Origin of the sequence: Vibrio sp. VPAP30, from assembly GCF_001188205.1 — a bacterium.
Taxonomy (GTDB): domain Bacteria; phylum Pseudomonadota; class Gammaproteobacteria; order Enterobacterales; family Vibrionaceae; genus Vibrio; species Vibrio bivalvicida.
The window spans coordinates 205,686-223,756 of the sequence record NZ_LBLS01000036.1; the positions used below are offsets into that span (position 1 = coordinate 205,686).

At 44.9% G+C, this 18,071-nt stretch carries 14 protein-coding genes; 9 read left to right on the forward strand and 5 right to left on the reverse strand.

All coding sequences use genetic code 11. The features are described 5' to 3' along the window. Window positions 1-146: 146 nt before the first annotated feature. Window positions 147-1,439: a glutamate-1-semialdehyde 2,1-aminomutase gene (hemL, locus tag ZX61_RS16350; protein WP_049845663.1), complete on the reverse strand. Its 1,293-nt coding sequence runs from the start codon at window positions 1,437-1,439 to the stop codon at window positions 147-149. 251 nt (window positions 1,440-1,690) lie between these two features. On the opposite strand from hemL, the gene erpA reads away from it, so the two are divergent. The 3 genes from erpA (at window position 1,691) to ZX61_RS16365 (ending at window position 6,488) form a co-directional block, all read left to right on the forward strand. Next, window positions 1,691-2,032: an iron-sulfur cluster insertion protein ErpA gene (erpA, locus tag ZX61_RS16355; RefSeq protein WP_049845664.1), complete on the forward strand. Its 342-nt coding sequence runs from the start codon at window positions 1,691-1,693 to the stop codon at window positions 2,030-2,032. 245 nt (window positions 2,033-2,277) lie between these two features. Next, complete coding sequence (locus ZX61_RS16360) at window positions 2,278-3,360, forward strand: efflux RND transporter periplasmic adaptor subunit (RefSeq protein WP_049845665.1); 1,083 nt, start codon at window positions 2,278-2,280, stop codon at window positions 3,358-3,360. Between the two features lie 11 nt (window positions 3,361-3,371). Beyond that, window positions 3,372-6,488: an efflux RND transporter permease subunit gene (locus ZX61_RS16365; protein ID WP_049845666.1), complete on the forward strand. Its 3,117-nt coding sequence runs from the start codon at window positions 3,372-3,374 to the stop codon at window positions 6,486-6,488. A 55-nt stretch (window positions 6,489-6,543) separates the two neighbouring features. Here ZX61_RS16365 and ZX61_RS16370 read toward each other — a convergent pair whose 3' ends face one another. Further along, complete coding sequence (locus ZX61_RS16370; protein ID WP_049845667.1) at window positions 6,544-7,830, reverse strand: peptidoglycan DD-metalloendopeptidase family protein; 1,287 nt, start codon at window positions 7,828-7,830, stop codon at window positions 6,544-6,546. A 129-nt stretch (window positions 7,831-7,959) separates the two neighbouring features. On the opposite strand from ZX61_RS16370, the gene tyrS reads away from it, so the two are divergent. Beyond that, window positions 7,960-9,147 (forward strand): tyrosine--tRNA ligase, encoded by a 1,188-nt coding sequence (gene tyrS / locus ZX61_RS16375; RefSeq protein ID WP_049845668.1) that lies wholly within the window; start codon window positions 7,960-7,962, stop codon window positions 9,145-9,147. Window positions 9,148-9,572: 425 nt separating this feature from the next. After that, the gene (locus tag ZX61_RS16380; RefSeq protein WP_049845669.1) at window positions 9,573-10,418 is read left to right on the forward strand and encodes a magnesium transporter; all 846 of its coding nucleotides are present in this window, start codon (window positions 9,573-9,575) and stop codon (window positions 10,416-10,418) included. Here ZX61_RS16380 and dacB read toward each other — a convergent pair. Together dacB and ZX61_RS16390 are read right to left on the reverse strand one after the other, a co-directional pair. Beyond that, window positions 10,397-11,827 carry a serine-type D-Ala-D-Ala carboxypeptidase gene (dacB, locus tag ZX61_RS16385; RefSeq protein ID WP_049845670.1) on the reverse strand — a complete coding sequence of 477 codons (1,431 nt, stop codon included), beginning with the start codon at window positions 11,825-11,827 and terminating at the stop codon, window positions 10,397-10,399. The genes ZX61_RS16380 and dacB overlap by 22 nt on opposite strands. A 100-nt stretch (window positions 11,828-11,927) precedes the next feature. Beyond that, window positions 11,928-12,983 (reverse strand): porin, encoded by a 1,056-nt coding sequence (locus ZX61_RS16390; protein ID WP_049845671.1) that lies wholly within the window; start codon window positions 12,981-12,983, stop codon window positions 11,928-11,930. Between the two features lie 546 nt (window positions 12,984-13,529). Between ZX61_RS16390 and greA the strand changes: the two genes are divergently transcribed. Next, window positions 13,530-14,003: a transcription elongation factor GreA gene (gene greA, locus ZX61_RS16395; protein WP_049845672.1), complete on the forward strand. Its 474-nt coding sequence runs from the start codon at window positions 13,530-13,532 to the stop codon at window positions 14,001-14,003. A gap of 71 nt (window positions 14,004-14,074) precedes the next feature. Here the strand turns inward: greA and yhbY are convergent, their stop codons facing one another. Beyond that, window positions 14,075-14,371 carry a ribosome assembly RNA-binding protein YhbY gene (gene yhbY / locus ZX61_RS16400; RefSeq protein WP_049845673.1) on the reverse strand — a complete coding sequence of 99 codons (297 nt, stop codon included), beginning with the start codon at window positions 14,369-14,371 and terminating at the stop codon, window positions 14,075-14,077. Window positions 14,372-14,483: 112 nt separating this feature from the next. Between yhbY and rlmE the strand changes: the two genes are divergently transcribed. From rlmE to folP, 3 genes are all read left to right on the forward strand, one after another. After that, window positions 14,484-15,113, forward strand: a complete 630-nt coding sequence (gene rlmE / locus ZX61_RS16405; RefSeq protein WP_049845674.1) for a 23S rRNA (uridine(2552)-2'-O)-methyltransferase RlmE — start codon at window positions 14,484-14,486, stop codon at window positions 15,111-15,113. Window positions 15,114-15,220: 107 nt separating this feature from the next. Then, window positions 15,221-17,191 carry an ATP-dependent zinc metalloprotease FtsH gene (ftsH, locus tag ZX61_RS16410; RefSeq protein ID WP_049845675.1) on the forward strand — a complete coding sequence of 657 codons (1,971 nt, stop codon included), beginning with the start codon at window positions 15,221-15,223 and terminating at the stop codon, window positions 17,189-17,191. A gap of 48 nt (window positions 17,192-17,239) precedes the next feature. Further along, complete coding sequence (gene folP, locus ZX61_RS16415; protein WP_049845676.1) at window positions 17,240-18,070, forward strand: dihydropteroate synthase; 831 nt, start codon at window positions 17,240-17,242, stop codon at window positions 18,068-18,070. Window position 18,071 lies beyond the last annotated feature (1 nt).

Below are 18,071 nucleotides of genomic sequence, written 5' to 3' on the forward strand. Positions count from 1 at the left end.
AGAATTGCAGTGATAGTAAGCGTAAGACCAAGCGCACTATACCTTGGTTTTCTTTGCTTTTATTTGGGTTGGCTATCTTGGTCGTTGTGAACTGGAAATAACAAAGGCTGCATTAGGCAGCCTTTGTTCTGTCTATGAGCGAGAGCCTAAGCTTCTTCAGCAAGAATGGCGAAACAGCGGTCGGCTGCTTCTAGTGTGGCTTCGATCTCTTTGCTGCCATGAGCCAGAGAAGTGAAGCTTGCTTCAAATGCAGAAGGGGCTAAGTAGACACCGTGCTTTAACATTAAGTGGAAGAAGCGTTTAAAGCGTTCAATATCGCATTTAGCCACGTCTTCGTAACTTGTAATGCACTCTTGTTCCGTAAAGAAGAATCCAAACATGCCACCAACCTGATTCACCACTAATGGGATGTTGTGGCTGTCTGCTAGTGCTTTAAAGCCGTCCGCTAACTGCTTCGTTTTAGACGCAAGGCGTTTTTCATTACCTTCTTCTTTTAGTAGGTTCAAACAAGCGAAGCCGGCAGCCATTGCCACAGGGTTTCCTGAAAGGGTTCCCGCTTGGTAAACAGGACCTGTCGGAGCGATGTATTGCATCACTTCTTTGCGTCCGCCAAATGCACCCACTGGCATGCCGCCACCGATAACTTTACCAAGTGTGGTTAGATCTGGCTTAATGTTGTAATGACCTTGTGCGCCACCAAGAGCAACACGGAAACCTGTCATCACTTCATCAAAAATCAGCAGTGCACCTTCTTCATCACAGATTTGACGCAGGCCCTCATGGAAGCCTTCAACTGGTGGGATACAGTTCATGTTACCTGCAACAGGCTCAACAATAATACAGGCGATCTCACCTTTATTTGCTGCAAACAGTTCGCGAACAGAATCTAGATCATTAAACCTTGCCGTTAGTGTATGTTTAGCAAAATCAGCAGGTACGCCAGGGGAGCTAGGTTGACCCAGAGTCAAAGCACCAGAACCAGCTTTGACTAATAGGCTGTCTGCGTGGCCGTGGTAACAACCCTCAAATTTCATGATCTTGTCGCGGCCTGTGTAGCCACGAGCAAGGCGAATCGCACTCATGGTCGCTTCTGTGCCTGAGCTTACCATGCGCACTTGTTCCATCGATGGTACTAGCTCTGAAACAAGTTCAGCCATAGCAATTTCCATTTCTGTCGGTGCTCCAAAGCTCAAACCACGTTGCGCCGCATCGATAACTGCTTCGCGAATGACTGCATGGTTGTGGCCAAGAATCATTGGTCCCCATGATCCTACATAGTCGATGTAGGCTTTACCATCAGCATCAAAAATCAATGGGCCGTCAGCACGCTCCACGAAGATTGGTGCGCCGCCAACGCCGTTAAAAGCACGTACTGGAGAGTTTACGCCACCAGGAATGGTTTGCTGTGCTTTTTGAAATAGGTCTGCTGATTTGGTCATGGGATATCCTCTTTTGATTGCTCGGACCAATTTGGCTCGCATTGTACCTGCCCTATCCATTTCAATAAAACGCTTTGCGCCACATTCTGAATACTTTGTCAGCAAATAAACTCGATATAGTGTAAAAAATGGCGAGAAAAGTGGTGAATACTTGAACGCTTCACTCAGGTATTAGATAATCACTACACTATTAAAATTAAAGTTCCAGATGGTGAGTGCAGTCTGGATGTAGAAGACTGAGAGAGGTCATCGTGAGCGAAGTAAATATCCCATTAACATTTTCAGATGCAGCGGCTCAGCGAGTCGGCGCTTTAATTGCGGAAGAAGAAAACCCAAATCTAAAACTACGTGTATATATCACAGGTGGGGGCTGTAGCGGGTTCCAATATGGCTTTACGTTTGATGAAGCGGTTAATGAAGGCGATACCACCATTGTCAATAGTGGTGTCACGCTAGTGGTTGATCCAATGAGCCTGCAGTACCTAGTGGGCGGTCAAGTTGATTATACTGAAGGCCTTGAAGGTTCGCGTTTCTTCGTCAATAACCCTAATGCGACAACAACTTGTGGCTGTGGTGCATCATTTAGCGTTTAATCGCCACTTATTTTCCTGAGGCTGCATTGTGCAGCCTTTGTTTTATCTGCGATTCTCGTCTAGAAACTGAGACCTACTCTAAAATACTGTCCAACTGTATTTTCTTTTTATTTGGTTAATTTATATCCTGAATAGTACTTCTCGTAATTAGTTTACGAGCCTATATCTATGGCTTACCTATTGACTGCATAACTGATGTGAAATAGCAGCAATTTGGGTGCGATATAGAATCACTAAGGATAGTTATGGCTAGAATCTCTCCGTTTCGTTTTATCGCGACAAGACCGTACCTTGTTTCTCTTTTTTTTATCACCATGCTCACGCTCTGGCTAGGAGTCGGTATGCTTAATGCTGAAGACGCGACTCCACAGCAGAGTGAGCAAGAAATACCACTCGCAAAAGTGGCGTTTACTTCCTTTGTGGCCAGTCCGACGCATAAGAATATTGACCTTTATGGCCGCACTGCACCTAACAAGCAAGCCAAATTAGGTGCGGAAATCGCAGGGAAGATAACCCAGCTTAAAGTGTCCAAAGGAGATAGCGTTAAGCAAGGGCAAGTGATCGCCCTGATTGATAAAGGGGATCTTGAGATTCAGCTAGATCGTGCCAGAGCCATGCTCAAGGTCAAAGAAAAAGAGTTTAACGCAGCGAAATCACTGCAAAGTAAAGGGTTACAAGGTGAGGTAGCGTTTACCAATGCCCAAGCCGGGCTGGTTGAAGCAAAAGCCATGGTAAGTAACGCTAAGATTGCGCTAAGAAATACCGTAGTAACTACGCCCTTCAGCGGTATTGTTGAGCACCTGTTTATTGAAAAAGGGGATTTTGTCGGTGTCGGTGATCCTGTTGCTAGCTTGCTAGATTTGAGCAAGATAGTGATTGAAGCCGATGTAAGCGAGCGGCACATTCAAGATCTGGTCTTAGGCCAACAAGCAAAAGTACGTTTTATTAATGGTCAACAGGCACAAGGTAAAGTGCGTTACATTTCCCGTATCTCTTCTGATTCTACCAATACGTTCCCAATTGAAATTGAACTGCCAAATCCTAAGCAGAGAATTCCCGCGGGAATTAGTACAGAAGTGTCTTTGAATCTGCAAGAACAATTGGCGATCAAAGTGACTCCGGCGATGCTCGCACTCGATGAGTCGGGAAACTTAGGGGTGAAAACTTTAGTTGATGACCGGATTAAATTTGTACCGATAAACCTTGTTAAAGCTGAACAAGACGGGGTTTGGCTGACAGGTCTCGGTGAGAAAGTCGACATCGTGACCACAGGTCAGGGCTTTGTTCGAGATGGCGATCAAGTGATCGCGGTTGAACAGCAAAACTAGGAGGCGCGACGATGTTTGCATTGATTGATGCTGCGCTTTCTCGTACTCGAACTATGATTGTGCTGCTGATGTTTATTTTGTTTGCTGGTGTGGTGACTTATGTAACGATTCCGAAAGAGTCTAGTCCAGACATCACTATTCCTATTATCTATGTGTCAGTAGGGCACCAAGGTATTTCTCCATCTGATGCTGAAAGGCTACTTGTCCGCCCGATCGAACAAGAGTTGAGATCGATTGAGGGTGTAAAGGAAATGACCTCGACGGCTTCAGAAGGCCACGCTTCAGTGATGCTCGAGTTCAGCGTTGGAGTGGATCTTAGTAAGGCGATGGCCGATGTGCGTGAGGCGGTCGATCTGGCTAAACCCAAATTACCAAGCGATAGTGATGAACCAACGGTTAATGAAGTCACGCTTGCGTCGGAGGAGCCGGCTCTTTCAATTGTACTTTATGGTACGGTTCCCGAGCGCACCATAGTTCAAATTGCACGGCAATTAAGAGACAAGCTAGAGAGTTACCGTCAGATCCTTGAAGTCGATATTGCAGGTGATCGTGAGGATATCGTCGAGATTATTGTCGATCCTTTATTAATGGAAAGCTATGGTCTTGATCAGGGTGATATCTACAACTTAATCGCGCTTAACAACAAAGTGGTCGCGGCAGGTTTTGTTGATACAGGCTACGGACGCTTTTCGGTCAAAGTACCGTCAGTGTTTGACTCTTTAAAAGATGTGCTTGAACTTCCCGTAAAGGTCGATGGCAAGCAAGTGATTACGTTTGGTGATGTGGCGACAGTCAGACGTGCATTCCGTGATCCTGAGAGTTACGCCAGACTTGATGGTAAGTCGGCATTAGTACTCGATGTGAAAAAACGCGCTGGTGAAAATAGTATCGAAACAGTGAGCTTGATAAAAGCGGTACTGGAAGAAGCGCAAAAACGCCCAGATTGGCCAAATAACTTATTGGTTAAATACACTTGGGATCAATCCAAAGACGTTAAAATGATGCTTAATGATCTGCAAAACAATATTTTGTCTGCAATCATTTTAGTTGTCATCGTCATTATCGCTATCTTAGGTGTACGCACTGCGTTTTTAGTTGGTGTGTCAATTCCTGGTTCGTTCCTGACGGGTTTGTTAGTGCTGTCGGTATTTGGCTTAACGGTCAATATTGTTGTGCTATTTTCGTTGATCATGGCCGTGGGTATGTTGGTTGATGGTGCGATTGTGGTCACCGAATTTGCAGATCGAAGAATGCAAGAGGGGACACCAAGGCGAGATGCCTATCGAGATGCGGCAAAACGCATGGCGTGGCCGATTACTGCTTCAACTGCAACCACCCTAGCAGCATTTGCCCCACTGCTTTTCTGGCCTGATGTTACGGGTGAGTTTATGAAGTACTTGCCGCTTACTTTAATCGCAACATTGACGGCTTCGTTGGTGATGGCGTTATTGTTTGTCCCTGTGTTGGGTAGCTTGATTGGTCGACCTCAGCACGTGACTAAAGCGCAAAGGCAGGAAATGGTCGCGTTGCATGAAGGTGACTTCTCTAAGGCGACGGGTATTACTAAGCTTTACTTCCATACTTTAGATATTGCCATACGTCATCCTTTAAAAATTCTGTTTAGTGCGATACTCCTTGCAATAGGCGTTGGCTTTACTTATGCCAAAGCAGGATTGGGCGCCGAGTTTTTCCCTGCTGTTGATCCACCTTTTTTTACCGCTAAAGTGCGTTCTTATGGCGATCTTTCTTTGGACGAGAAAGATGTCATTATGCGCGACATTGAGGCGGTGATGCTTGGACAAGATGAGTTTGAAAGCGTCTATACCAAAACGGGAGGGGATGACGAGATAGGTCAGATTCAGATCACGCCAGTCGATTGGCAATATCGCCGTAAAGTGAAAGACATTATCGAAGAGCTTAAACAGCAAACGGATCAATATGCGGGGGTAGAAATAGAGTATAAATTCCCCGATGCAGGCCCACCAGTAGAGCACGATCTGGTGATCGAAATGTCGGCGCGAATCCCAGATGAGCTAGATGGAGCCGCCAAGTTGGTTAGACTGTGGGCGGACAACTACCCAGCGTTTACTAACCTTAGTGATACATCGAGTAAAGAGGGCATTGACTGGCAGATTGATATTCGTCGTGATGATGCCTCGCGGTTTGCTGCCGATGCTACCCTAGTGGGCAATACGGTTCAGTTTGTGACCAATGGTCTGAAGATTGGTGACTATCTCCCTGATGATGCGACCGAAGAAGTGGATATATTGGTTCGTTACCCAGAAGAAAAACGCGATATTGGTCGTTTTGATCAATTGCGAGTCAAAACACCGGCTGGCCTTGTTCCCATTACCAACTTTGCCAATATTATTCCTGAGCATAAGCAAGATACGATTCGTCGTATTGATGGCCATCGAGTGATTAACATTATGGCTGATATAAAAGAGGGTTATAACCTCGCATTAGAGTTGCCGAAGATTAATGAGGCGGTGTCTGGTCTTGAACTCCCTGCCAGTGTTGAATTTAGAATACGTGGTCAGAATGAAGAGCAAGAAAACTCTTCTGCCTTCCTGCAAAACGCTTTCTTGGTTGCCTTGGTGGTGATGGCACTGATCCTGATCACCCAATTCAACAGTTTTTATCAAGCATTCTTAATCTTAAGCGCTGTGCTGTTTTCTACTGTTGGGGTGTTTGTTGGCTTATTGGTCTTTCAAAAGCCGTTTGGCATTATTATGTCAGGCATCGGTGTTATCGCGTTGGCGGGCATAGTGGTCAATAACAACATTGTATTGATTGATACTTACAACCAACTACTAAAGCGGGGGCTCGATAAGCGAGAAGCGATTCTGCGTACCGGTGTGCAGCGTTTAAGGCCGGTATTGTTGACTACAGTAACGACAATTCTCGGATTGCTACCTATGGTACTAGAGATGAACATTGATTTAATTAATCAAAAGATCGAGTTTGGTGCACCAAGTACCCAATGGTGGTCGCAGCTAGCAACCGCAGTTGCAGGAGGGTTGGCATTCGCTACGTTGTTGACCCTAGTGCTGACTCCGTGTCTGCTTATGTTGGGGCGAGTGCATAAAGTGGAAGAGCAGGCGAACCAAGTCATTGAAGCTGATTAGTCCTCAATAGCCCAATCATAAAAAAGACCCGCATGTAAACTGCGGGTCTGCATGTTTATGGGGTAGCAAGTAACTCGCCATAACGTTCAAGTTTTTCAAGCCTCAACTTAGCGTTGGCAATATAGGTGGTCTTTGATTTACCCGTCAGTGACTTGGATTGGGGTAGTTTCACCGTTCTTGCGTTTTTGTGGACACCGTTAACTAAGAATTCGTAATGGAGGTGTGGGCCAGTGACGCGACCTGTGCCTCCTAACGTACCTATTGTTTGTCCTTGCTTAACACGTTGCCCTGTTTTGACCTTACGCCGTTGTAGGTGCAGGTATTTGGTGATGTAAGTATTGCTGTGTTTGATGAATACATAGTTGCCGTTGAACTGGTTGTAACTCGATTTAAGCACTGTTCCGTCACCTGCTGCCCAAATCGGTGTACCGACAGGTGCCGCGTAATCAGTGCCTCGGTGAGCGCGAACTTTTCCGGTCACTGGGTGGCGACGGGTCGGGTTAAAGTTCGAAGTGACACGACGGAAATCAAGCGGTGAGCGTAAGAAGGCTTTTTTCATCGCGCGACCATTTTCATCATAGTAGTTGCCAGTTTTATCATCGAGAATCGCTTTAAAGGTATCGCCTTGGTTTTTGAAGATAGCAGCGATGATCTTGCCTCGGCCAACCACTTCTCCTTCAACCACTTTTTCCTGATAAAGGATCTTAAAGTGGTCTCCGCCTCGAATATCTAGAGCGAAGTCAATATCCCAACCAAAGATCCCGGCAAGTTCCATAATCTGATTGGGTGTTAAACCTGCGTTAACACCGGCATTCCAGAAATTTGAGGTGATGTCGGCCTCAGCGTAGTTGTATTGATAGTGAACTTCTTTTTTATCGATCGTTGAGGAGTAACCGCTATCGGATTTAGTGACAAGAAATGTCTCGTATGGGCTAATCACGCGTTTGAGTTGAATTAATTGGTTGTTTTCATCAAACCCAAGTTGAAAGGAATCACCAGGTCTAACCCGAGTTAATTGGCGTTGAATGTCTTTATTGGTTGAGGTTAGTTGGTATAGCAGGCGAGAAGAAAGCCCTGCACGCTGGAATAGTAGCGCCATACTATCCCCAGAACCAATCGTATGTTTTTCCCAACGCAGTACAGTGAGCTTGTGGGCAGATTCTTGTAATGCGAGCTGTTCAAGATCAATAGCTAATGGGTAGGCTTGGCCTACTTGATAGTTACTCTCCTCTTGGCGGAGATCTTTGGGCGCAGGCAGTAACAGTGCGATAACGATAAATGCGCTAAATATGGCGATAAGGGCTCGATGAATCCATGGTAATCGAGCGAAAAGAGACAACATCTTATGTCCGTTCTAAAAAATTCAGTAAAAAAGCTTAGCTGTTTAGTCTAACTGGTTTCAAAAAGCATCGCTATTCAAGTAAGATGACCAACTAACAAATTTTTGCCAAATCTGTGGGAGTGAACAAGAATGGCGAGCATTGAAGCTGCACTAGCCGAGATTAAGCGCGGTGTTGAAGAACTGATTCCAGAAGAAGAACTGATTGCTAAGTTGAAAGAGGGGCGTCCTCTTCGCATTAAATTAGGTGCCGATCCTACCGCACCAGATATTCACCTTGGTCATACAGTGATTTTCAATAAGCTTCGTGCATTTCAGGAGCTAGGCCACGACGTTACTTTCCTAATCGGTGACTTTACTGCGATGGTCGGTGATCCAACGGGCAAAAACAATACCCGTCCACCACTAAGCCGTGAAGACGTACTGCGTAACGCTGAAACCTACAAAGAGCAGGTGTTTAAAATCCTAGATCCGGCTAAGACTAAGATTCAGTTTAATTCTGAGTGGCTGTCTGAACTAGGAGCTGAAGGTATGATTCGCCTTGCTGCTAACCAAACTGTGGCACGTATGCTAGAGCGCGATGACTTTAAGAAGCGCTATGCTGGTGGTCAGCCTATCGCGATTCATGAATTTATGTACCCACTGCTACAAGGCTACGATTCAGTTGCAATGGAGACGGACGTTGAGCTTGGCGGTACTGACCAGAAGTTTAACCTGCTAATGGGACGCGAGCTGCAGAAATCTAACGCTCAGAAGCCTCAAGTTGTGCTCATGATGCCACTTCTTGTTGGTCTAGATGGCGAGAAGAAGATGTCTAAGTCAGCAAACAACTACATTGGTATCAGTGAAGCGCCGAGCGAAATGTTTGGTAAGATCATGTCGATCTCTGATGACCTAATGTGGAACTACTACGACTTGCTTTCATTCCGTCCACTTGAAGAAGTGGCTCAATTGAAAGCGGGTGTTGAAGCAGGTCAAAATCCACGTGATGTGAAAGTAGCTCTGGCCAAAGAGATCATTGCGCGCTTCCACTCTCAAGCAGAAGCTGACATGGCAGAACAAGAGTTCGTCAACCGTTTTGCTAAGAACCAAATCCCTGATGAAATGCCAGAGTTTGCATTTGATGCAGGTTTACCTGTAAGTAACCTGCTTAAAGAGGCTGGGTTATGTGCCTCGACATCTGAAGCGATGCGTATGGTTAAGCAAGGTGCGGCTAAGATTGATGGTGAAAAGGTCGCAGACTCTAAGTTTGCCCCTGAAGCAGGAACTTACGTATTCCAAGTAGGTAAACGTAAATTCGCTCGCCTAACAATCAATTAGGCGATAGCATTCAGCAGTACTATGTTTGATAGAAGCGCCTTAATTAGGCGCTTTTTTGTTTTCAAAGAGATAGATTGAATATCTAACTTTTTTGCCCAATTAGGCTGATTTACAACATAACTTTTGTTATCATCCTCGCGCTGCCAAATCGGCAGTTTTTTCGGAGACTTTTATGAACAATATCGACCATCCTCCTAGTATTAAAGGGGAAAAATAGTCCGCTTCGGTATTGTCGTCTCATGTCTCTACCTTTGCGGTAGAGTGCTTCTTATCTGTTTGTGAATCCTCACGTTTTTCTCCTCTAAATTCTAGAATCCTATACAGTTCTCTGTACATTCATTGTGCAGGCAGTGCGTTTGTTTATTCGAAATTGACGTGTGACTGTATTTGATGGTCGTTACCAATTGCCAATCGGGAGATTCGCCATGACGGTAATGAGCAATACTTACATTGAAAATACCCCGCACTTTTCTCAAGAAGAAATAGGTGCTGCTCGCAATGCATTTTTGCAGTACGAGCAAACCCAGCAGGTTCATTTACTCACAGTGATGCCAGTAGAAGAAGCTGTTGGGATTTTACATCACTGCTCAGTGGGCTATGTCCAGCAGTTGATATCTGCGCTTGAACTTGGTGGGCACGACAAGTTAGCCCGACACTATGCGCATCAACTGGGCTTTATTCACTCAGAAGTGGAAACATCCAGCAGTTATCTAGATACCTCGGTCATTGAGCATGTTAAGCAGCGCATAGGCTGGATCATTGCTCTTGCTTTACTGGGGATAGTCTCAGGTTTAATTATTGCCCAGTATGAAGATACATTAAGCCAGTTGGTGCTATTGGCTATCTATATGCCGGTAATAGCAGCGGCTGGTGGTAATACAGGTACTCAAGCGGCAACCTTAGTTATACGAGCCTTGGCGACTGGTGAGTTACGTAAACGGCAGTGGCTAGAGGTGTTTTGGAAAGAGAGTCGAGTCGCTATTTGTTTGGCTTTTGCCATTGCTTTGGTGATTATTGGGCGCATCTTACTCTTTAGTGATAGCAGTAGTACCGGGGGTTTTGAGCTCAATACCATCGCACTTGCTATCGCGGTTGCACTGTTTATTCAGGTGACGATGTCGACCACACTAGGTGGATTACTGCCTATCCTAGCGCGTGCATTTAAGCTTGATCCTGCCGTGCTGGTAAGCCCGGTTTTAGCGTCTATCGTTGATATCTCGGGAATGTGGATTTACTTCACTGTGGTGAACTACTTTTTAGGTATCGCCTGACTGAAGTTAACAATATCTTTGTAGAACAAGGTTTCAAACTTGGTGATCGGGGCGATGGTAGGTTTATCATCGCCCTTTGTTTTTGGTGGGTGGTAGTCAGTTACAAACTGAACAAACAGCGTACTCGGCTTACCTGAGTTATCTAACCCATAGCCCGCCATATTATAGCTGCCATACACTGAACCACTTTTGGCAATCAGCTCACCTTTAATTGGTGCTTTACGCATACTGCGACGATATTTAAGTGTTCCATTGGTGCCCGATGTTGGCATTAAGGAGATCAAGTCAAGTTCACTGTCATGTTGCCAAATATAGCGCAGCACCGCCGCCATATTTTGACTGGTAAAGCGGTTATTACGTGATAAACCTGAACCATCTGCCAACGGGGTATGTTCAATATCAATACCTGTTTGAGCAAACAAAATCTGCTTGATAGCCTTGGTACCGTTAGCAAAACTGCCGGGTTGTATAAAGAACTTGGCACCTAAGGTTTTAGTTAGGTTGTCGGCGATAAGGTTATCTGATTTCTTTAGCATGGTTTCAAGTAGCTTAGGTAGTGCCTTTGAGCGATGGGTTGCAATCACTTTACCTGGTTGTTCGGGAGCACCAAGCCGAATACTACCGCTTAACTCGATATTAAGTTGAGTAAGAAGTGTATTAACAATTCTCTGCGTATACAGAGCAGGATCTTGAACTGCAAATTTAAGCGGGAGCGGCTTGCTACGGTTTTGCAAGCATCCTTGAAGCTGATAGTGGTTGTCAGGTGAAGAAAGTAACTCTAAATCGCATTGAGTGCTCTCTTGTTCAATTTTAGAAACCGAACTTGCCACTGTGGTGACATAAATTGGTTGATGCTCGGGCACATAGACTCGAGTTTTGCCATCTTGTTGAGTATAAATAGAGGCTTGAACACAGTTTTCATCCAGTGAAATTGCACTCGCCGGAGCGCTGTAACAGACACCAAGAATATCCCACGGCCAGCCGACCGCCCGGTCGTAGCCAGTAAATGCGCTATTATCGAGCCAAAGATCTCCGCTTATCCTCGTGATGCCTTGATTACTAAGCTTACTCAGTAATTGTTTTAAATCTGGTGTCGTTAAAGTCGGATCGCCACTAAAACGTACGACGACATCTTTACCTGCTTGCTCAATATTAGTTTCAAACATGAAGTTGTCACCGAGTTCTAGTTTAGCGGCAAGTGCAGTGACGATTTTTAAAGTACTGGCAGGAGGAAAAAGCTGGCTCTGATTGTCAGTTTGTTGAAATTGAGTTTGGTTTTTCAGCGCCTCAACCGTAATTGCCGCACGACTACCTAGGGGCAGTTCATCAAGAGGGGAATATGCCCATGCAGTCATGCTGATTAGAAAGAGTAAGCAAGCGGAAGTAACACGATCAACACAGCACAGCATAAGAGATTCACGATTAGAGGCAAAGAAGGTCAGTATAGCGGGTAAAAAAAACGCCTGCTAGAGAGCAGGCGTCTTAGGTTCATGACTTAATGTCAGGAAATTAGAAGTCGTAACGTAGACCTAGAGCTAGCTCGTCTTCTGCACCAGCTTTACCTACAGTACCAGTTGCTGTCTTATCATCTTTACCAAGTAGGTTGAAGTTGTAAGAGATGTAAGTACGGAAGTTTGGCTTGAAGTAGTATGTTGCATCGATCGCTACATTGTCAGCTGCATCATACGTAGTGCCTGAAGTTTTCTCTTCTAGCTTATTGTATGTTGTAGTGAATGCTACTTTTTCTAGAGTGTAAGCTGCTGCGAATTCGTAACCAGTTTTATCTGTTTTGCTTGAACCATCTTTGTCTTGACCATCAGTAAACGTACCAGCGAAGTAGAAATCGCTGATGCGGTAAGATGCAGCAAGCATGTACTGATCAGAAGACTTGCTAGCGCCAGTATCTTGATCTGCATAACCACCACCTAGCTTAACACCAGTGTCGCCGATTGCGTAGATTGCAGATAGAGAGTAACCATCTGTTTCGTTGTCAGTGTAACCACCGTTAACAGTGTCTTCTACACGGTCAGCAAAGCGGTAGCTCGCTTTAAGACCTAGATCTTCAAATTGGCCTTTGTATGACAGCATGTTGTCTGTACGGTCAGCTACAACTAGTTTGTAAGCAGCAGTGTTACCGTGGTAAGACATGATATCAGTAAAGTCAGTGATAACGCCTAGTGCACCGTCGTTTTTACCGTAAGTTACTTCACCGAAGTTACCGCCAATACCAGCGTAAGTGTAACGATGATCGATATCGTTCTTATCGCCATCTGTAGCGTTGTCATTTGCGTTGTACTCTGCTTCGTAGAAACCTAGGCCGTATAGGTTATCATTGATCTGAGTTTTACCAAGGAAGTTTAGACGCACGCGAGTTTTGTCTTCAGCTTTACCATCTTTTAGAGACATACGAGCTTCAGCACGACCGCCGATCTCTAGAGAGTTACCGTTTGAGCTGTATACTGAAGTACCTTCGATACCGCCAGCTTGAATACCATCAGCTGATGCGTGTGCGCCTGTAGCTACTGCTGCAGCTGAAACTGCTAAAGCGATCAGAGTCTTGTTCATCTTATTAGTCCTAATTTACTGTCCATAAATAGTTATATAGCGAGGAGTATCGCCACTATTGGGTGAGTCCTCTGTTTATCAGCGCTAGTAATCCAGTCTCATAGCCATGCGTTATAGCAAGTTGTTGAGCAATAAGGACTAATCCCGCTGATTGGGTCAGCTAAGGTTTTAACGCAAAGTTCCATTATGAGTTAGTAAAATGATATAAATTGAATATATGAACAGTGTTTTATTTAATATAAAATAATATCAAGTATTTGATTATATACGTTTTATTCTCCTTGTTGATAGGTTGCTTTTTATCCGATCATTTATTTTTTTTTAGGTGAAAAATGTTTGAAGGCGCGATCAAATTCAAAAATAGCGTCACTTTTTCAACGGCTTATCTAAGTTAGTTTGGGATTAAGATCACATTCAATTAATTTGAGTGATTTAGACGCCAAGTTTGTTTACACTAGAGGCAATTGATTAGCTAATGCATCTACCTAGTCCACTGGATTAGGTAGTTTTGTTTTGTCCAAAGATTGCTTTGGAATGAGGTATATAATGGAAAAAGTGCCAATGACACTGCGTGGCGAACAAAAGCTACGTGAAGAACTAGAACGACTATTAAAGCTTCGCCCACAGATTTCTGAAGCCATTGCAGAAGCGCGTGAGCTAGGTGACTTAAAAGAGAACGCGGAATACCATGCCGCGCGTGAAGAGCAAGGTATCTGTGAAGCACAGATCCGTGATATTGAATATAAGTTGTCTGTCGCTCAGGTTATCGACGTAACGAAAATGGATAACACAGGTAAAGTTATCTTTGGTTCAACAGTCGCCTTGATCGACTGCGATACAGAAGAAGAGAAAACATACCAAATTGTTGGTGATGACGAAGCAGATATTAAAGCGGGTCGTATTTCAGTAAGCTCGCCAATTGCTCGTGGCCTTATCGGTAAGATGGAAGGTGACGAAGTGGTTATCTCTACACCTGGTGGCGACCGCGACTTTGAAATCGATAGTGTCGAATATATCTAAGTGAATTTATTACACTGAATATCAAAAAAGGTCGCGCAGGCGACCTTTTTTCTTGCTCACTGAAAGTTAAATTACTTGCGTGGCAACTCGATTTTACGCTCTTGTGATTGGCGGAAAAGAACTAAGGTTTTACCGATTACTTGTACTTTCTCTGCACGAGTTTCACGTACAATAGCTTCAATAATCAGGTTCTTAGTATCGCGATCTTCCGACGCGACTTTGATTTTGATTAGCTCATGGTGGTCAAGAGCAATTTCAATTTCCGCTAGAACAGCTTCAGTTAGTCCGTTTGCGCCCATAAGCACAACAGGTTTTAGACTGTGCGCTAGGCCTTTTAGATGCTGCTTTTGTTTGGTGCTTAGGTTCATTACACGGCCAATTTTCTTTAATATAAGGGTTGAAAAATACCATTTTAACGCCATCTAACCATGAAGACTATAATTTATTGGGTTAGTTGTTCCCTCTACTATTAGGTAACAAATGAGTAAACAGAAACATTCCGCTAGCTCAGGTCGCTGGTTGAAAGAGCATTTTGATGATAAATACGCTAATGAAGCCCGTAAAAAAGGCTACCGTTCTCGTGCTTATTTCAAGATGGAAGAGATCCAAACTAAGGATAAATTGCTAAAACCTGGTATGACTGTGGTGGATTTAGGTGCAGCTCCAGGCGGTTGGTCTCAATATGCTGCTAAGATAGTAGGTGAGGATGGGCAAATCATTGCATGTGATTTGCTGCCAATGGACCCGATTGCAGGTGTGAGCTTCTTACAGGGCGACTTCCGTGAAGATACTGTTTTAGAAGCACTGCTTGACCGTATTCAACCTTCTATGGTCGATGTGGTGATGTCGGACATGGCGCCAAATATTGCAGGTAACAATTCTGTCGATCAACCTCGCGCAATGTATTTAGTTGAATTGGCTTTAGATATGTGTCGACAAGTTCTAGCCCCTAATGGTAGCTTTGTCGTAAAGGTGTTTCAGGGCGAAGGTTTTGATCAGTTTGTCAAAGAAGTCCGAGATACATTTAAAGTCGTAAAAATTAGAAAACCAGACTCATCGCGAGCTCGCTCAAGAGAAGTCTTTGTTGTAGCCACTGGTTACAAAGGTTAACTATTTGCCCTTTGATGGGCGAGTTAACACTATAGCTACAGGTTATAAACTGTAGTACCCTACCTTTAATTACAATTAGTTATCGAGAGGCTGACACCTTGAGTGACATGGCAAAAAATTTAATTCTGTGGCTTGTTATCGCTGTCGTATTGATGTCGGTTTTCCAGAGCTTTGGCCCTGGAGAGAACAATGGCAGAGCAGTGGATTACACCACGTTTGTACAGGAAGTTGGCCAAGGCCAGATTCAGGAAGCAACTTTTAAAGACGGTGAAATCACTTTCACACGTCGTGGCGGCGGCTCGCGTTATGTGACTTACATGCCAGTCTATGACCAGAAGCTACTTGATGACTTAATTAACCAAAATGTGAAAGTACAGGGCACTCCTCCAGAGGAGCAAAGTCTGCTAGGTACTATCTTTATTTCTTGGTTCCCTATGATCTTACTGATTGGTGTATGGATTTTCTTCATGCGTCAGATGCAAGGCGGCGGTGGTAAAGGCGCTATGTCTTTCGGTAAGAGTAAAGCTCGTATGATGAGCGAAGAGCAAATTAAGACCACTTTTGGTGATGTTGCAGGTTGTGACGAAGCAAAAGAAGACGTAAAAGAGCTAGTAGACTACCTGCGCGATCCAAGCCGTTTCCAAAAGCTAGGTGGTAAGATCCCAACAGGTGTTCTGATGGTTGGTCCTCCTGGTACGGGTAAAACGCTACTGGCTAAAGCAATTGCCGGTGAAGCGAAAGTACCTTTCTTTACTATCTCTGGTTCTGACTTTGTTGAAATGTTCGTTGGTGTTGGTGCATCTCGTGTACGTGACATGTTCGAGCAAGCGAAGAAAGCCGCACCATGTATCATCTTTATTGATGAGATCGATGCAGTAGGTCGTCAACGTGGCGCAGGTGTAGGTGGTGGTCACGATGAGCGTGAGCAAACCCTTAACCAAATGCTGGTTGAAATGGATGGTTTCGAAGGTAACGAAGGCATTATCGTTATCGCAGCGACTAACCGACCAGATGTACTCGATCCAGCGCTACTTCGTCCTGGTCGTTTTGACCGTCAGGTCGTGGTTGGTCTACCGGACGTTCGTGGTCGAGAGCAAATACTTAAGGTGCACATGCGTAAAGTGCCACTAGCAGGGGATGTTGAGCCATCGCTTATTGCACGTGGTACTCCGGGTTTCTCGGGTGCAGATCTTGCTAACCTTGTTAACGAAGCAGCACTATTTGCGGCTCGTGGTAACAAGCGTAACGTTTCAATGGTTGAATTTGAACTGGCGAAAGACAAGATCATGATGGGTGCTGAGCGCCGTTCTATGGTGATGTCGGAAGAGACTAAAGAGTCTACCGCATACCACGAAGCGGGCCACGCTATTGTTGGTCGTTTGGTCCCTGAACATGATCCTGTGTATAAAGTATCGATTATTCCACGTGGTCGTGCGTTAGGTGTGACTATGTACCTCCCAGAGCAAGATCGTGTAAGCATGTCTCGCCAGCATCTTGAGTCAATGATCTCAAGTTTGTACGGTGGTCGTTTGGCTGAAGAGCTAATTTACGGTGCTGACAAAGTATCGACAGGTGCTTCAAACGATATCGAACGAGCAACAGATATTGCGCGTAAGATGGTGACTCAATGGGGTTTCTCGGAAAAGCTTGGTCCTCTTCTTTACGCAGAAGACGAAGGTGAAGTATTCCTTGGTCGAAGCGTTACACAGACCAAGCATATGTCTGATGATACGGCGAAGCTTATCGACAATGAAGTTCGCCACCTTATCGACACCAACTATGAGCGTGCTAAACAGATCCTTGAAAACAACATGGATATTATGCACGCGATGAAAGATGCTTTGATGAAGTACGAGACTATCGATGCTGGTCAGATTGATGACCTGATGGAGCGCAAAGCAGATATTCGTGAGCCAGCGGGGTGGGGTGATAGCCCAAGTAATAAACCGGAAGCTAAGCCAGAGGATAAGTCAGAAGGCAAAGTGGAAGCACCTGCTAACGAAGCAAAGGCTGATGACGCTGCTGCTTCGCAAGAAAACACTTCAGAAGAAGTGACTGAGAAGAAAGACTCAGAATAGTTGATTTAATTAAGAGAAACCCCGAGGAAACTCGGGGTTTTTGTATTTATGATTCTAAAAGCAAACAATAAAACGCTCGACTTATCGCACCCTCAAGTGATGGGAATTCTTAATGTCACCCCTGACTCTTTTTCTGATGGTGGAAAGTTTCGCACACTGGCTGATGCTCTTGCTCAAGCGCAGCGAATGATAGACGTAGGTGTGACGATTATTGACATCGGTGGTGAGTCTACTCGTCCTGGAGCGCCAGATGTGGAGTTAGAGGAAGAACTACAACGAGTTATTCCTGTGATTAAGGCGATTCGCGCGCAGTCTGATGTGTGGATATCAGTAGATACCAGCAAAGCAGAGGTGATGCGCCAAGCTGCCGAGGCGGGAGCTGATATCATCAATGACGTGAGGGCTTTGCAAGAACCTGGAGCACTCGAAGTCGCAGCGAAAACCGGCTTGCCTATCTGTTTAATGCATATGCAAGGGCAGCCTCGTACTATGCAATCGAATCCGCATTACGATGATCTGTTAAAGGAAGTCGGTGAGTTTTTACAGCAGCGCATTAAGGCGTGTTCAGAAGTTGGTATCGAGCGTGAAAAGCTGATACTTGATCCTGGGTTTGGTTTTGGTAAAACGCTCGAGCACAACTATCAGATGTTGTCTCACCTTGAAGAATTTCATCAATTTGGCTTGCCAATCCTTGCTGGGATGTCGAGAAAATCTATGATCTTCAAATTACTCGATAAAGCGCCGGCGCAGTGCGTGGCAGCGAGCGTAAGTTGCGCTACAATCGCCGCTATGAAAGGTGCGCAAATTATTCGCGTGCACGATTTTGAACAAACGCTTGATGCTATGAAAATTGTCTCAATGACCAAAGCGAATCATTGAG

Coding starts and splice junctions, on each gene's coding strand:
- hemL (WP_049845663.1), bottom strand. CDS start 1,439: ATGACCAAATCAGCAGACCTATTTCAAAAAGCACAGCAAACCATTCCT.
- ZX61_RS16360 (WP_049845665.1), top strand. CDS start 2,278: ATGGCTAGAATCTCTCCGTTTCGTTTTATCGCGACAAGACCGTACCTT.
- ZX61_RS16365 (WP_049845666.1), top strand. CDS start 3,372: ATGTTTGCATTGATTGATGCTGCGCTTTCTCGTACTCGAACTATGATT.
- ZX61_RS16370 (WP_049845667.1), bottom strand. CDS start 7,830: ATGTTGTCTCTTTTCGCTCGATTACCATGGATTCATCGAGCCCTTATC.
- tyrS (WP_049845668.1), top strand. CDS start 7,960: ATGGCGAGCATTGAAGCTGCACTAGCCGAGATTAAGCGCGGTGTTGAA.
- ZX61_RS16380 (WP_049845669.1), top strand. CDS start 9,573: ATGACGGTAATGAGCAATACTTACATTGAAAATACCCCGCACTTTTCT.
- dacB (WP_049845670.1), bottom strand. CDS start 11,827: ATGCTGTGCTGTGTTGATCGTGTTACTTCCGCTTGCTTACTCTTTCTA.
- ZX61_RS16390 (WP_049845671.1), bottom strand. CDS start 12,983: ATGAACAAGACTCTGATCGCTTTAGCAGTTTCAGCTGCAGCAGTAGCT.
- greA (WP_049845672.1), top strand. CDS start 13,530: ATGGAAAAAGTGCCAATGACACTGCGTGGCGAACAAAAGCTACGTGAA.
- yhbY (WP_049845673.1), bottom strand. CDS start 14,371: ATGAACCTAAGCACCAAACAAAAGCAGCATCTAAAAGGCCTAGCGCAC.
- rlmE (WP_049845674.1), top strand. CDS start 14,484: ATGAGTAAACAGAAACATTCCGCTAGCTCAGGTCGCTGGTTGAAAGAG.
- ftsH (WP_049845675.1), top strand. CDS start 15,221: ATGGCAAAAAATTTAATTCTGTGGCTTGTTATCGCTGTCGTATTGATG.
- folP (WP_049845676.1), top strand. CDS start 17,240: ATGATTCTAAAAGCAAACAATAAAACGCTCGACTTATCGCACCCTCAA.